Genomic DNA, 13,202 nt, shown 5'->3' with positions numbered 1-13,202 from the left:
TTTTTCTCCGTGAATGAGTAATTAACCGTTAGCAATAACCGGTCTGTCATTCACGGAAGACACAAAATCGTAGATGTACCCGTAATGTGGGCGGCGAAATAGCCCGTGGAGGCGAAAACGGCAGGCGCATGACCCGGACAGGCGCCAGTAAGGAAAGCAGTAGACAAAGCGCAAGGATAGCGCCTTCAAAGAGTACCGGAGGCGCCGCCAGCAGCGACTTGGCGCTTAATTCGCAGGGAGTGACCGGCGAGCCGTCATCTGTCGAGGAGGGAGCGCTGACCACCGCAGCAGAGGCCGTCGCCTGCATCTGCAAGGCGTGCAGGCCCGCCATGCGTTGCGCGGTACAAACCATTACCACGACACATGCAAGGCAAAGAAACCACCAGCCCATCCGTTGTTGTTTCGCCATTGCGCCCTCACTGTTTAACGCGAGTTATCTTAGCCACTGGCGCGGTTTTGGCAACCTTTCCCCTGTAAAGTTATGTCGGCGCGCTGCGCAACCTTCTGATAGTCGAACAACGTAATTTATTCTTACTAATGATATAACTGGTGTTTTCATACGCACTTTTCAGGTTTACCCTACACTTAGTGGAGAAACCTTTTTGGGGTCCCTTCTGTATGTATTGATTTAGCGAGATGATGCTATGGAACTTAAGGATTATTACGCCATTATGGGCGTGAAACCGACGGACGATCTCAAGACGATTAAGACCGCCTATCGCCGACTGGCCCGCAAGTACCATCCAGATGTCAGCAAAGAACCCGATGCCGAAGCCCGTTTCAAAGAGGTTGCTGAAGCATGGGAAGTGCTGAGTGATGAGCAACGGCGCGCCGAGTATGACCAGTTATGGCAACACCGTAACGATCCACAATTTAATCGCCAGTTCCAGCAACACGAAGGCCAGCCGTATAACGCTGAAGATTTTGATGATATTTTCTCGTCTATTTTTGGTCAGCACGGTCGCCATTCGCATCACCGCCACGCCGCACGCGGTCATGATATCGAAATTGAAGTGGCGGTATTCCTGGAAGAAACGCTGGAAGAGCACCAGCGTACGATTAGCTATTCCGTCCCCGTTTATAACGCGTTCGGCCTGGTGGAGCGGGAAATTCCCAAAACATTGAATGTGAAAATCCCGGCTGGCGTCAGCAACGGGCAACGAATCAGACTGAAAGGCCAGGGCACGCCGGGGGAAAACGGCGGACCTAATGGCGATTTATGGCTCGTTATCCATATTGCCCCGCATCCGCTCTTTGATATCGTCAATCAGGATCTGGAAGTCGTCCTTCCGCTTGCCCCATGGGAGGCGGCGCTCGGCGCTAAGGTGTCTGTGCCAACGCTTAAAGAGCGTATTTTGCTGACCATTCCCCCCGGCAGCCAGGCTGGTCAGCGGCTGCGTATCAAAGGAAAAGGATTAGCCAGTAAAAAGCACACTGGCGATCTCTATGCCATCATCAAAATCGTTATGCCGCCGAAACCTGACGAGAAGACAGCTGCCCTGTGGCAACAACTGGCGGACGCGCAGTCGTCCTTTGACCCACGCCAGCAATGGGGGAAAGCATAATGGCTAACATCACTGTCACCTTTACCATCACCGAATTTTGTTTACACACCGGCGTGACGGAAGAGGAGCTAAACGAAATCGTCGGACTTGGCGTAATTGAGCCTTACGAAGACGATAACGCCGACTGGCAATTCGACGATCGCGCAGCGAGCGTGGTACAACGCGCGCTACGCTTACGCGAGGAGCTGGCGCTCGACTGGCCAGGGATCGCGGTCGCGTTAACGCTGCTGGAAGAGAATTCACGGCTGCGCGAAGAAAACCGGTTACTGCTGCAACGCCTTTCTCGCTTTATCTCGCATCCCTAATCCACGATAAAGGCAATAAACCGAGGGTGGGCTTTCTGCCCACCCCGGATTTACATGCACCCGGTATAATACCAGAATGCCTCTGACATACTTCCCGCAACTGAAGAAATATAGCCTTTCACCGCGCACAACCCGATCAACGAACCGCCAATGTCAGCCATTAATGCGCCATTGCGAAGATCATCGTTTAAATAAAGACCAGCCACACGTTCACATTTTTTAGATACGTCGGTTATTTTTACACGTTAGCGATCATTTATTGCCTGAAGAATATATTCTTTCACTGTTTTGTACTCTCTGGTTGATACGTACCTTCTCCCTGTCAATGCCGGGTAAAATGTACCGCTGCGCTTACAGGTTGCGGTATTTATAAATAAGAAATACAACAGTCACTTACAGTTTAATAATTGAGCGTTATAACATCCACTACCGCCCAATATTTACACCACGCCTAAAATACAAAAATGTAATAGAATGTAAACAAAATAAGAGCATAAAATAAATAACTTATTAAAAAATCAATATAAATAGAGTGGTCAATAAAAAACGATCGTTTTCAACGAGTTATGTTTCTCAGATTTTCATCTATCCTGAATAGGCTTGCGGAAAATGTAATTTACACCATTGACTATTTCACTTAAAAGGTTTCTGTAATGGAATGGAAGGTCGTTGATACAGTTATAAGTCCCTCTACCGGAGTGTCGTTCTCATGCATACATAGCCTAAAAAATCTTAGATTGACCTTATGGTATCAGGCAGATGTTTACATGCCTCCAGGTAGCATTATCATCCCCTTTAATAAGGGGGTCTTAATAAACGATAAACTTTATCCCGTTACTGTTTACAACGTTACCAGGTTTAATCCTGCTCTATGGAAATCGCTTAAAGAAAATAGCCACTGTCCTGGTAACTGCAATCCTAAACCAGAAGCCTGCAGTTATCCTTTCGAGTGTCTGGTATCCGTTTGTCCATTTGGTTTAACCAGAAATATTCAAATAGATAATAAGAAAGTTTAGGAAATAAAGTATGCATTAGCCATACTACTGATTAAGTGTATTCGCGCACGTTTGCAGTATTTTGCAGTTAAATATGTTTGATATAAAAATTGTACAGTTCGGATATTTTTTGATTCGTTTAATCTAACCTTCACTTTGGCAACGAGGAGCCGGTACAGAGGATATTACTGATGGCCGGCAGACAAAGAAACGCATTGCTTTTAACACTGTATAAATTCCATCCGTGACATTCTTATTTAGTGATATTTCACCAGAGCAATCATCTTACCTTTATTGTGCATAAAAATCAGCAAATAGTGTTTAGAAAAAATAATGTTTTAGACAAAAGCTCTGCGCGTCATGCTGATCGCCAAAAGCATAACGGGCTGACATGATGTCAGCCCGTGGGTTTACCCCTGCCCTGATACTTACGGTACGCTTATCGTCATATTGTCATGACCGACAATGACAGGGCCCGGGTAATTTTTCATGGCTTCCTGTTGCCAGACGTCATCCGCAACCGTCGCAGGCACCAGATGACTTAACACCAGTTTTTTCACGTGGGCCTCGCGAGCAATCTTACCGACATCTTCAATCGTGGTGTGATGCGACGCAATCGCTTCAGCCAGCGTTTTTCCGTTGCCAATGCTATTAGCCAGTTTTGCTACCGAAGGGACATGTACCGCCTCATGTACCAGGATATCCGCCCCTTGGGCAAACGTTGCAAGCGGAGGAAACCAGGACGTATCGCCAGAGAAGACGATTCGCTTACCCTGAGTATCAAAACGGTAAGCAAACGCTTCACCGTCCGGGAAAGGGGAATGAGGCACTTTTAGCGCGCTTATTGTGACCAGTTCATCTTTATAGATGACGCCCTGGCCAATATCGGTCGCCTTAACCAGGTTGCGCGGATCGGGTTTCCCCTCTTCTTCCATGCGTAACGTGATATCCCTGTCAAAGACCTTCCAGCTAGCCTTCGTCATCGCCTGGGTTCCCGGCGGGCCATAAACCTGTATGGTATGGTCTTTCAGACCACTTGCCCAGGCATTCATCAGCAAGGAAGGATAATCCAGTATGTGGTCGCTGTGCAGATGGGTGAGCAAAATAGTATTGATGTTGCGCAGTGGAATGCCGTTTTTCACCAGTTGCAGACTGGCGCCGTAGCCGGCATCTATCAGCCATATCTTATCGCCGATAGTGAGCGCCGTCGCTTGCGGTAGTCTGGCTGTATTGAGCAAAGAAGGCCCGCCTTTGGTGCCCAGTAAAACAATATTGATCTCTTGAGGCGCAGGAGTACCGGCAGCAATGGCAAGGTGGCTTTGCGCCAGCATACAAACCGCCAGCATAGCGACGCTTTTTTTCATCATGTTTTTACTCTTCTTAGTTGAGAAAAGAGGGAACTTCACGTTGGCGAAACTGCGAAGGAGAACAGCCAGCAAGGCGATTAAAGAAACGGGCAAAATAAGCCGGATCTTTAAAACCTAATTGCCAGGCGATCTCGTTGACAGCATTGTCGGAAAAAAGCAGCAGTCGTTTCGCCTCGCGTAATTGCCGATCAAAAATCAGGCGTTTAGGCGGGCGATTAGCAAAACGTCGGCAAATATCGGTCAAACGAGATTCGGTAATATGCAGCTCGCAGGCATAATCGGGCACCGTCCAGTGCTGATGGAAGTGGTTGTCAATTAACAGGGTAAAGCGCTGAAAAAGTTTCAGTTCACCGCGCATCCCGGTTGCGGCGTGATCGTCCAGCTTCGCATTACGCAACAGCAAGGTAAATACCGCCTGCGCCAGTAGCACCAGGGTATGTTCGCAGCCAGCCAGTTGTTCCGTGGACTCCCGCTCAATTAGCTGCCAGTAATGTTTGAGCGCCGCCAGCTCGTTGGGTTTATCCGCCAGCGACAGACAGATTCCCGGCAGGCCGAAGGCCTCTCTGGTGCCGGGATAAAGCACTTCCAGCAGCGGCCAAACCAGCTCTTCGCGTACCGTCAGAACATGACCATCGCTATCCGATTCGGTAATAAAAGCATGCGGCACCGAGGGCGGCGTAAGCACAAATAGCGGCGCCTGCACCGAATAGCGATGATCGTCGAGCTGTAGCTCAATCTGCCCGGTATCAAGAAAGTGCATTTGAAAAAACTGGTCGTGGCGATGCGCCTGCATATCACGACCAAAGAAATCCGCCATACGAGCAAACGACTGATAATGCACATCGTTACTGCCCATGCTTTCGTCATACTCTTTGCTGATATCAATATTGGCGATCGCACGTTGGCACATAGTTTCTCCTCAAGGGGTGGCGCGCGGACGCGATGCTTTCATGGGAATGAGCCAGATAATGGCGGCGCCGACGACTAACAGAGAAGCGACAAACCAGAGTCCGCTATTGAAGCTACCGGTGATATCTTTTAGCCAGCCAATCATAAACGGGCTAAGCGCGGAGCCAATATTGCCGGTGGCATTGATGACCGCAATGCCTATCGCCCTGGCGCGTAAACTGATCGACTGATCCGGCGTGGTCCAGAAGATCGCCATCGCGCTAAAGGAACCCGTGGATGCCATCACGATCCCCAGGAGCTGGATCAGGTTATGGTCGGTCGCCGACGCCAGCAGCCAGCCCGCGGCGGCAAACAGGAATGGCAACGCCGTGTGATGTTTACGTTCCTGATGTTTGTCTGAATGGCGGCTCCAGTAAATCATGCCCAGAATAGTACAAATCTGCGGGATCGCCGCCAGCAGGCCGATGGTGATATTGCTGCTGCCTTCATTAAAACTTTTCAGGATTTGCGGCGTCCAGATACTAATGGCGCTAAGCGTATTGGTAAGGCAAAAATAGGCCAGCGTATACATCAGTACAATTGGCGTGAATACTTCGCGCCACAGACTACGCTGCTGCATGGCGTTATGGCTGATGGCCCCCTCCGGCTGAACCAGCGTCAGGCGGTCATTATCCATCATCTCCTGCAAACATTTTTTATCCTCTGCCGTCAGCCATTTGGCTTTTGCCGGGGTATCATCCAGGTAAAACCAGACCATAATGCCTAACAAAACTGACGGAAATCCTTCCAACAGGAATAACCACTGCCATCCATGCAGATTGAACATGCCGTCCAGCGATAAAATATAGCCGGAGACAATCGACCCCAACGCGGTAGTGGCCGGCATGGCAATCATAAATAATGCGTTGGCGCGGGCGCGGAAAAATGCCGGGAACCAGTAGGTTAAATAGAGCAATATTCCTGGCAAAAAGCCCGCTTCGGTAATGCCCACCAGCATTCGCAGCACATACAGGCTTTTCGGTCCCACCGCGAACATCGTGGCGGTAGATGCAATGCCCCATAGCACCATAATGGTCGCAATCCAGCGGCGGGCGCCGACGATGCTCAACATCACGTTGCTGGGAATGCCGAAAATGACGTAGGTGGCGTAAAACAGCGTCGTGGCAAGGCCAAACATGGTGGCGCTTAATCCCAGATCCTGCCCCATCGTCAACCCGGCAAAACCGATGTTGATACGGTCTAAAAACGAGAAGATAAACAACACGAATAAAAATACGATCAGTCGGCGGAACAGTTTATTTATGACGGTTTGTTGACCCGTGCTGAGCGCGTTGTGCGAACGGACAGACTCGGGGCTTTCCGGAAGTGCAGATGATGTGTCGCTCATTTTTTTTCCTCTGATGGGAATTTTGTAGGGTACTACGGTTGCCCGGTAGCGCTACGCTTACCGGGCCAGGCTTAATAGACGCCGGACGCGCCGGACAGTTTTTTTTCTGCGCCAAAGCGCGCCGCCAGCGCCTCCGCTCCGCGCGCCAGCAGCGTGGTGTCAACGCCGACGGCGACAAATAGCGCCCCCAGTTCCAGATAACGTTTCGCCAGTGCTTCATTGGCCATCAGAATCCCCGGCGCTTTCCCCGCCGCGCGTATCTGCACGATGGCGTTCTCAATCGCCGCCTGCACTTCCGGGTGCTGCGGATTGCCGGCAAAGCCCATATCGGCGCTGAGATCCGCCGGGCCAATAAACACGCCGTCAATGCCATCCACGTCGAGAATTGACGCCAGATTGCTCATCGCCTCACGCGTTTCAATCTGCACCAGTACGCACATGGCGTCGTTGGCCTGGTGGAGATAGTCCGGAATGCGATTCCAGCGCGATGCCCGCGCCAGCGCGCTGCCCACGCCGCGAATACCGGCAGGCGGATAACGCGTAGCCGCCACGGCGTTTCGCGCTTCATCGGCATTCTGCACCATCGGTATCAGCAGCGTTTGCGCGCCGACGTCGAGCAGTTGCTTAATCTGTACCGGATCGTTCCATGACGGACGCACCACCGGCTGGCTGGGATAAGGCGCAATCGCCTGCAACTGGGTCAACACCGTCTGCACGTTGTTTGGCGCGTGTTCACCGTCAATCAGTAGCCAGTCGAAGCCGGCGCCCGCTAACAGTTCAGCGCTGTAACTGTTGGCAAGCCCCAGCCACAAACCGATTTGCGGACGCCCCGCTTTTAACGTGTCTTTGAAAGCATTTTTCATCGTTTTTTCCTTACACAAACCGGCAACTGATCGCGCCCATGTTGCCGTAATCGACATGGAAGGTGTCGCCCTTGCGCGCCGGCACCGGGCGGGTGAACGAGCCGCCGAGGATGATCTGCCCGGCTTCAAGCTGGACATCGTAGGGGGCAAGCTTGTTCGCCAGCCACGCCACGCCGTTGGCCGGATGATTCAGCACGCCTGCGGCGACGCCGGTCTCTTCGATCACGCCGTTGCGATAGAGCAGCGCGGAGATCCAGCGCAGATCCAGCTCGTCTGGTTTGATGGGACGACCACCGAGGATCACCCCGGCGTTGGCGGCGTTGTCGGAAATGGTGTCGAACACTTTGCGCGGGCGCTGGGTTTCCGGGTCGATGTTGTGGCTGCGGGCGTCAATCAGTTCCAGCGCCGGAATCACATAATCCGTGGCGTTGTAGACGTCGAACAGCGTGCAGTGAGGGCCGCGCAGCGGTTTCGCCAGCACAAACGCCAGCTCCACTTCAATACGCGGGACGATAAAACGGTCGGTGGGGATATCGCCGCCGTCATGGAAGAACATATCGTCAAGCAGCGCGCCGTAATCCGGTTCGCTGATTTGCGAGCTGGCCTGCATCGCTTTTGAGGTCAGGCCGATTTTATGGCCTTTGAGCGTGCGCCCTTCGGCAATCTTGATATTGACCCATTCGCGCTGTACGGCATAGGCATCTTCAATAGTGATGTTGGGATAATCCAGCGACACTGCGCGAATCTGTTCACGCTGTTTTTCAGCCTGATTAAGTCGCTGGGCGATCAGGGTATGGGTCTGTTTATCGAGCATAGTTGCTTCCTGTTACGTCATTCGGTGCTGCTACGCCGGGTGGCGACGCAGGTGCGTCTTACCCGGCCTACGGTTCGGTACTGCTTCGTGCATCGTTTTTTTGTAGGCCCGGTCAGCGCAGCGCCACCGGGCGAAAGAGTGTGCTATTTAAATAACGCGTGTACGTTGTTTTGTTTGTAATTGAGCGTTGGATGTAACTCGGCAATCTCAAACGACAGCGCCAGATAGCGGTTCTCCATCAGGTCGGCGAAGTGGGCTTTAATCAGCCCAAACAGCATTTCGCCGACTTCCTGACGGCTCTCCAGGCTGCGCCCGGCGCCGATTTTCAGCGTCATATGCACAAACGCGTAATCATGCTTACCGTCAGCCATCTGCCAGGTATCCAGCCAGTGGGCGCGACTGCGGATACCGCCGATGGGGAAAATCCCGGTGGCGGCCAGCGCCTCGTTTACCTTGCTGAACAAGCTGGGTAAATCAGCCTGCTCGCGAATATTTTCAGTACATTCAGCAATAAAGTGCGGCATAACCCCCCCTTACGCAGGCAGCGGGAAAACAGCGTTCACCTGGCCGGTACCGGAGCTGGCGAACAGGTCGGTGATGAACTCCACCTTGCCGTCGTATTTGTCCCAGCCCAGCATTCCCAGCAGCATGACCGTGTCGTGCATGTTGCCTTCGCCGTAGCAGTAGTCGGCGTACTCCGGCAACATGGTGCAAAACTCCTTGAATTTGCCTTCGCGCCACAGCTTGACCACGCGCTCATCCATTTGATGATCGAACTCGCGGGTGTAGCTGTTCATCCCCTCTTCCGCCCGTTGGTCGTCAATAAAACGGTGCGACAGAGAACCACTGGCGAATACCGCTACGGTACCGTCATATTTCTCAATCGCCTTGAGAATGGCTTCGCCCAGTCTGCGGCTGTCGGCAAAATCATGCACAGTGCAGAACGCCGAGATGGAGACCACTTTGAAGTGCTTGTCGCTGTTCATGTAGCGCATCGGCACCAGCGTGCCATACTCCAGCTTCAGGCTCGGGATGTTATGCGCTTTAGCGCGCACGCCCAGTTTGACTGCCTCGTCGGCGATCAGGTGGCCGAGCTCCGGATTACCGTCATAGTCATAGGTCATGTCGCGAATAAAGTGCGGCAATTCGTTGCTGGTATAGACGCCCTGGAAATGGTCGGCACAATTAATGTGGTAAGCGCTATTCACCAGCCAGTGGGTGTCGAATACGATAATGGTGTCAACGCCCATTTCGCGGCAACGCTTGCCTATTTCAATATGCCCATCAATGGCTGCCTGACGACAACCGTGATTTTTTCCCGGCAGTTCAGAAAGATACATCGACGGCACGTGGGTAATTTTTGCTGCTAACGCTAACTTGCCCATATCAAACTCCCCATTTTGGGATAGGATGGTCGCCCATTGAGATGCAGACGTTTTTCATTTCCGCAAACACTTCGAAGCTATATTCGCCGCCTTCGCGCCCGGTACCGGAGGCTTTCACGCCGCCGAACGGCTGGCGCAGGTCGCGGACGTTCTGGGTGTTGACGAAGACCATGCCGGCTTCAATCCCACGCGCCAGGCGCAACACTTTGCTCACGTCCTGGGTCCAGATATAAGAGGCCAGACCGTATTCCACGTCGTTCGCCAAACGTAACCCTTCCGCCTCGTCTTTGAATGGCAGCAGGCAGGCGACCGGCCCAAAGATCTCTTCCTGCGCGACGCGCATACGGTTGTCGACATCGGCCAGCACGGTTGGGCGCAGGAAGTTACCGCCTTTCAGATGCGCAGGCAGGTCAGTGGGTTTTTCCGCACCGCCCGCCAGCAGCGTTGCGCCCTCTTCAATGCCGAGGCGGATATAACCGGAGACTTTTTCCCAGTGCTGTTGGCTAATCAGCGCGCCGACCTGAGTGTTCGGGTCGGTCGGATCGCCGACACGCAGGCGATTCGCGCGTTCGGCAAAGCGCTTCACGAACTCAGGGTAAATGCTCTGCTGGATAAAGATGCGCGACCCGGCGGTGCAGCGTTCGCCGTTGATCGAGAAGATGGTGAACAGCGCGGCGTCCAGCGCGCGCTCAATGTCGGCATCTTCAAAAATCAGCACCGGCGATTTGCCGCCCAGCTCCATCGAGTATTTTTTCAGGCCGGCATTTTTCATGATATTGCGACCGGTGGCGGTACCGCCGGTAAACGACACCGCACGCACGTCATGGTGGCGTACCAGCGCATCGCCCGCCGTCGCGCCGTAGCCCTGCACCACGTTCAGCACGCCTGCCGGAATTCCTGCCTCCAGCGCCAGCTCGCCCAGCCTGTCGGCAGTCAACGGCGACAGCTCGGACATTTTGAGCACCGCGGTGTTACCCAGCGCCAGGCACGGCGCGACTTTCCAGGTCGCGGTCATAAACGGCACGTTCCACGGCGACACCAGCGCGCAGACGCCGACGGGCTGCACCAGCGTATAATTGAGCATTTTATCGTCAACCGGATAGGTCTTGCCGTTCATCTGCTGGCACACTTCGGCGAAGAATTCGAAGTTATGCGAGGCGCGCGGGATCAGCACGTTTTTAGTCTGGTGAATAGGCAGACCGGTGTCGGCGGTTTCCATCGCCGCGATTTCCGGTACGTTCTGGTCAATCAGGTCACCCAGACGACGCATCAGGCGCGCGCGCTCTTTCATCGGCAGGTTGGCCCATTTCGGGAACGCCTCTTTTGCCGCCGCGACAGCCTGGTTCACCTCTGCTTCACCGCCGGAGGCCACTTCCGCCAGCACGTCACCGGTCGCCGGGTTAGTGGTCTGGAAGTAGTCGTTACCTGCAACATTTTTGCCGTTAATCCAATGATTTATTTTCTTCATTTTGCGCTCTCCTCACTGACGATTCGGTTAACCAGGCGGCCCACGCCTTCTACTTCCACGACAACTTCATCCCCCGGCACCACATCGGACAGCCCTTTCGGCGTACCGGTGGCAATCATGTCGCCCGGTTGCAACGTCATAAATTCGCTCAGATAAGAAATCAGGAACGGGATGCTGAAGATCAGATCGGCGGTCGTCCCTTCTTGCCGCAGCTCACCGTTGACAAAGGTGCGTAACGTCAAGTTGTGCGGATCAGAAACCGCCTCTTTATCCACAATCCACGGGCCTATCGGCGTCAGGCCGTCGCGGCTTTTTACCCGCAGATTCGGACGGTAGTAGTTTTCCAGATAGTCGCGGATCGCGTAGTCGTTACAGACGGTGTAACCGGCCACATACTCCATAGCTTCGGCTTCGCTCACCTTACGCGCCGTTTTGCCAATCACCACGACCAGTTCGGCTTCGTAGTGCATATATTCGACGTTGTTCGGGCGCACCGAAGTTTGGTGATGTTCGGTAAAGGTGTTTGGCGCTTTGATAAATACCAGCGGCTCTTTCGGCGGCGTAAATGCCAGCTCGCTGGCGTGATCGGCGTAGTTCAACCCCAACGCAAATAACGTACCCGTCGCTGACAGCGGCCACGTAAACGTCTGGTGGCGGGCGAATTCATCTTCTGCGACAACCGGATTTTCCAGAGCGGGTAAACCTTTCGCCAGAATACGCACCCGATCGCCGGGACGCAGCGCAACGCGATTCTGCGGCGTACCGAGTAAGATCGCATCGCCAGGGTTAAGCGTAGCGAACTCACTTAACGCGCTAAGCAGTTGTGCGGCGCTACGCTGTAAATCAGCAGTATTCCAGTGGTCCGCTTCTCGTCCGTTGATTTCCGTGATAATGGTGAGGTTATCCACATCACTCAGCGGCGCCATTTCACCCAGCGGGCAAAAGCCATCACGACATTTCGCTTTAATCGCCGGGCGATAAAAGCTCTCTTCCGGCAGGCTGACCTCGTTAGCCAGCGCATACCCGGCGATATAGTCCGCCGCCGCTTCAGGGCGTATCCGGCTGGCGGTTTTCCCCACGATGAGCGCCACTGTCGCGCCGCTCAGTACCTTTTCTCCCTGCGGATAAGGAATGGGTTCGCCGTAACGAATCACCGTATTACGCGGCTTGATGAACCACACTGCGGTTTTAGGCGGCGCATTATAGGGAGGCTGAGAGAAAGCCTCTTGCCAGGCATCAAGCTGGCTGCGATGGTTTAACGCAACGGCGAAAACAGTACCCTTCATACATAAACTCCTCAGGCCGATTTAACGGGCTGTGATTTCATTAATATATTAATGATTAGATTTATGCTTTCGCTGTACATTTAGCAAGCTGAAGTAAAGTATTTGTGATGTGATTAACAATATTTTCACAAAATAATAATTAAATGCATATATATCAAATAGTTAAATAAAAGCCTTTGTTTCTGTTAAACTTTGGACATAAAACAGATGTCATAGCTCACATCGGTAAACACGATTATTCAGGTATTAATAATTCTGCAAAAGAGAAACGCTTATGCATGATTCATTAACCATCGCCTTGCTTCAGGCGCGCGAAGCGGCAATGACCTATTTCCGCCCCATCGTTAAAAGCCACAATCTGACCGACCAGCAATGGCGCATTGTGCGAATCCTGGCCGATAGCCCCTCTATGGATTTTCACGAGCTGGCCTTTCGTACCTGCATTTTGCGTCCAAGTCTGACCGGAATATTGACGCGCATGGAGCGAGACGGACTGGTGTTGCGACTCAAGCCGGTTAACGATCAGCGTAAGTTATATGTCATGTTGACGGAGCAGGGACAAACGTTGTACGCCCGTGCCCGGAGCGAGGTAGAAGAGGCTTATCGAAAAATTGAGGCCGATTTCACGCCCGAAAAAACACAGCAATTGATGCTGCTGCTGGACGATCTTATTGCTCTGGGACGCCAGCATCCTGATAGCGAAGCGGAAGCATAGTATTCTTACCTTCCCACGCCGCCGACACGGGAATCCCCTCCCGCTTACAACGTTGACGGCGATCGCATTTTACTCTTCTTCTTCGACGTTCATCTGAAAAGTACCCGCCGTTGTCCTGAAAGTCTCTTCACAGTTTACGCTTC

At 52.8% G+C, this 13,202-nt stretch carries 14 protein-coding genes; 4 read left to right on the top strand and 10 right to left on the bottom strand.

The genetic code is table 11. The features are described 5' to 3' along the window. Nucleotides 1-46 precede the first annotated feature (46 nt). Entirely contained in the window at nucleotides 47-409 is a 363-nt protein-coding gene (locus NA197_RS12845) for a copper resistance protein (RefSeq protein ID WP_001118902.1), read from the bottom strand. Nucleotides 410-644: 235 nt separating this feature from the next. Here NA197_RS12845 and cbpA point away from each other — a divergent pair, with 235 nt between their 5' ends. From cbpA to NA197_RS12830, 3 genes are all read left to right on the top strand, one after another. Beyond that, the gene (cbpA, locus tag NA197_RS12840) at nucleotides 645-1,565 is read left to right on the top strand and encodes a curved DNA-binding protein (protein WP_000420603.1); all 921 of its coding nucleotides are present in this window, start codon (nucleotides 645-647) and stop codon (nucleotides 1,563-1,565) included. Next, nucleotides 1,565-1,870 (top strand): chaperone modulator CbpM, encoded by a 306-nt coding sequence (cbpM, locus tag NA197_RS12835; RefSeq protein WP_001284251.1) that lies wholly within the window; start codon nucleotides 1,565-1,567, stop codon nucleotides 1,868-1,870. The genes cbpA and cbpM overlap by 1 nt, the downstream gene beginning before the upstream one ends. A 653-nt stretch (nucleotides 1,871-2,523) precedes the next feature. Beyond that, nucleotides 2,524-2,886, top strand: coding sequence for an anti-adapter protein IraM (locus NA197_RS12830; RefSeq protein ID WP_001542612.1), 363 nt, complete (start codon nucleotides 2,524-2,526; stop codon nucleotides 2,884-2,886). A gap of 407 nt (nucleotides 2,887-3,293) precedes the next feature. On the opposite strand, the gene NA197_RS12825 is transcribed toward NA197_RS12830, so the two are convergent. The 9 genes from NA197_RS12825 to hpaG form a co-directional block, all read right to left on the bottom strand. After that, nucleotides 3,294-4,232 carry an MBL fold metallo-hydrolase gene (locus NA197_RS12825; RefSeq protein ID WP_000976561.1) on the bottom strand — a complete coding sequence of 313 codons (939 nt, stop codon included), beginning with the start codon at nucleotides 4,230-4,232 and terminating at the stop codon, nucleotides 3,294-3,296. A 13-nt stretch (nucleotides 4,233-4,245) separates the two neighbouring features. Beyond that, a complete protein-coding gene (gene hpaA, locus NA197_RS12820) occupies nucleotides 4,246-5,142 on the bottom strand; it encodes a 4-hydroxyphenylacetate catabolism regulatory protein HpaA (protein ID WP_000336602.1) in 897 nt (298 codons plus the stop codon). Between the two features lie 9 nt (nucleotides 5,143-5,151). Further along, nucleotides 5,152-6,528: a 4-hydroxyphenylacetate permease gene (gene hpaX / locus NA197_RS12815; RefSeq protein ID WP_052931631.1), complete on the bottom strand. Its 1,377-nt coding sequence runs from the start codon at nucleotides 6,526-6,528 to the stop codon at nucleotides 5,152-5,154. A 71-nt stretch (nucleotides 6,529-6,599) separates the two neighbouring features. After that, on the bottom strand, nucleotides 6,600-7,391 hold the full coding sequence (gene hpaI, locus NA197_RS12810; protein WP_000785082.1) for a 4-hydroxy-2-oxoheptanedioate aldolase: 792 nt from the start codon (nucleotides 7,389-7,391) through the stop codon (nucleotides 6,600-6,602). Nucleotides 7,392-7,401: 10 nt separating this feature from the next. Further along, nucleotides 7,402-8,205, bottom strand: a complete 804-nt coding sequence (gene hpaH / locus NA197_RS12805) for a 2-oxo-hept-4-ene-1,7-dioate hydratase (protein WP_000884795.1) — start codon at nucleotides 8,203-8,205, stop codon at nucleotides 7,402-7,404. Nucleotides 8,206-8,348: 143 nt separating this feature from the next. Then, on the bottom strand, nucleotides 8,349-8,729 hold the full coding sequence (locus NA197_RS12800; protein ID WP_001119858.1) for a 5-carboxymethyl-2-hydroxymuconate Delta-isomerase: 381 nt from the start codon (nucleotides 8,727-8,729) through the stop codon (nucleotides 8,349-8,351). Nucleotides 8,730-8,738: 9 nt separating this feature from the next. After that, nucleotides 8,739-9,590: a 3,4-dihydroxyphenylacetate 2,3-dioxygenase gene (gene hpaD / locus NA197_RS12795; protein WP_000516978.1), complete on the bottom strand. Its 852-nt coding sequence runs from the start codon at nucleotides 9,588-9,590 to the stop codon at nucleotides 8,739-8,741. Nucleotide 9,591: 1 nt separating this feature from the next. Beyond that, a complete protein-coding gene (gene hpaE, locus NA197_RS12790; protein ID WP_000723529.1) occupies nucleotides 9,592-11,058 on the bottom strand; it encodes a 5-carboxymethyl-2-hydroxymuconate semialdehyde dehydrogenase in 1,467 nt (488 codons plus the stop codon). Next, nucleotides 11,055-12,344: a 4-hydroxyphenylacetate degradation bifunctional isomerase/decarboxylase gene (hpaG, locus tag NA197_RS12785; RefSeq protein ID WP_023227208.1), complete on the bottom strand. Its 1,290-nt coding sequence runs from the start codon at nucleotides 12,342-12,344 to the stop codon at nucleotides 11,055-11,057. The genes hpaE and hpaG overlap by 4 nt, the downstream gene beginning before the upstream one ends. Before the next feature lie 274 nt (nucleotides 12,345-12,618). Between hpaG and hpaR the strand changes: the two genes are divergently transcribed. Next, the gene (gene hpaR, locus NA197_RS12780) at nucleotides 12,619-13,059 is read left to right on the top strand and encodes a homoprotocatechuate degradation operon regulator HpaR (protein WP_000543921.1); all 441 of its coding nucleotides are present in this window, start codon (nucleotides 12,619-12,621) and stop codon (nucleotides 13,057-13,059) included. The last annotated feature ends 143 nt before the right edge of the window (nucleotides 13,060-13,202 follow it).

This window comes from Salmonella sp. NW884 (assembly GCF_051700745.1).
GTDB lineage: Bacteria > Pseudomonadota > Gammaproteobacteria > Enterobacterales > Enterobacteriaceae > Salmonella > Salmonella enterica.
This window is presented reverse-complemented; position numbering and strand designations above follow the sequence as displayed.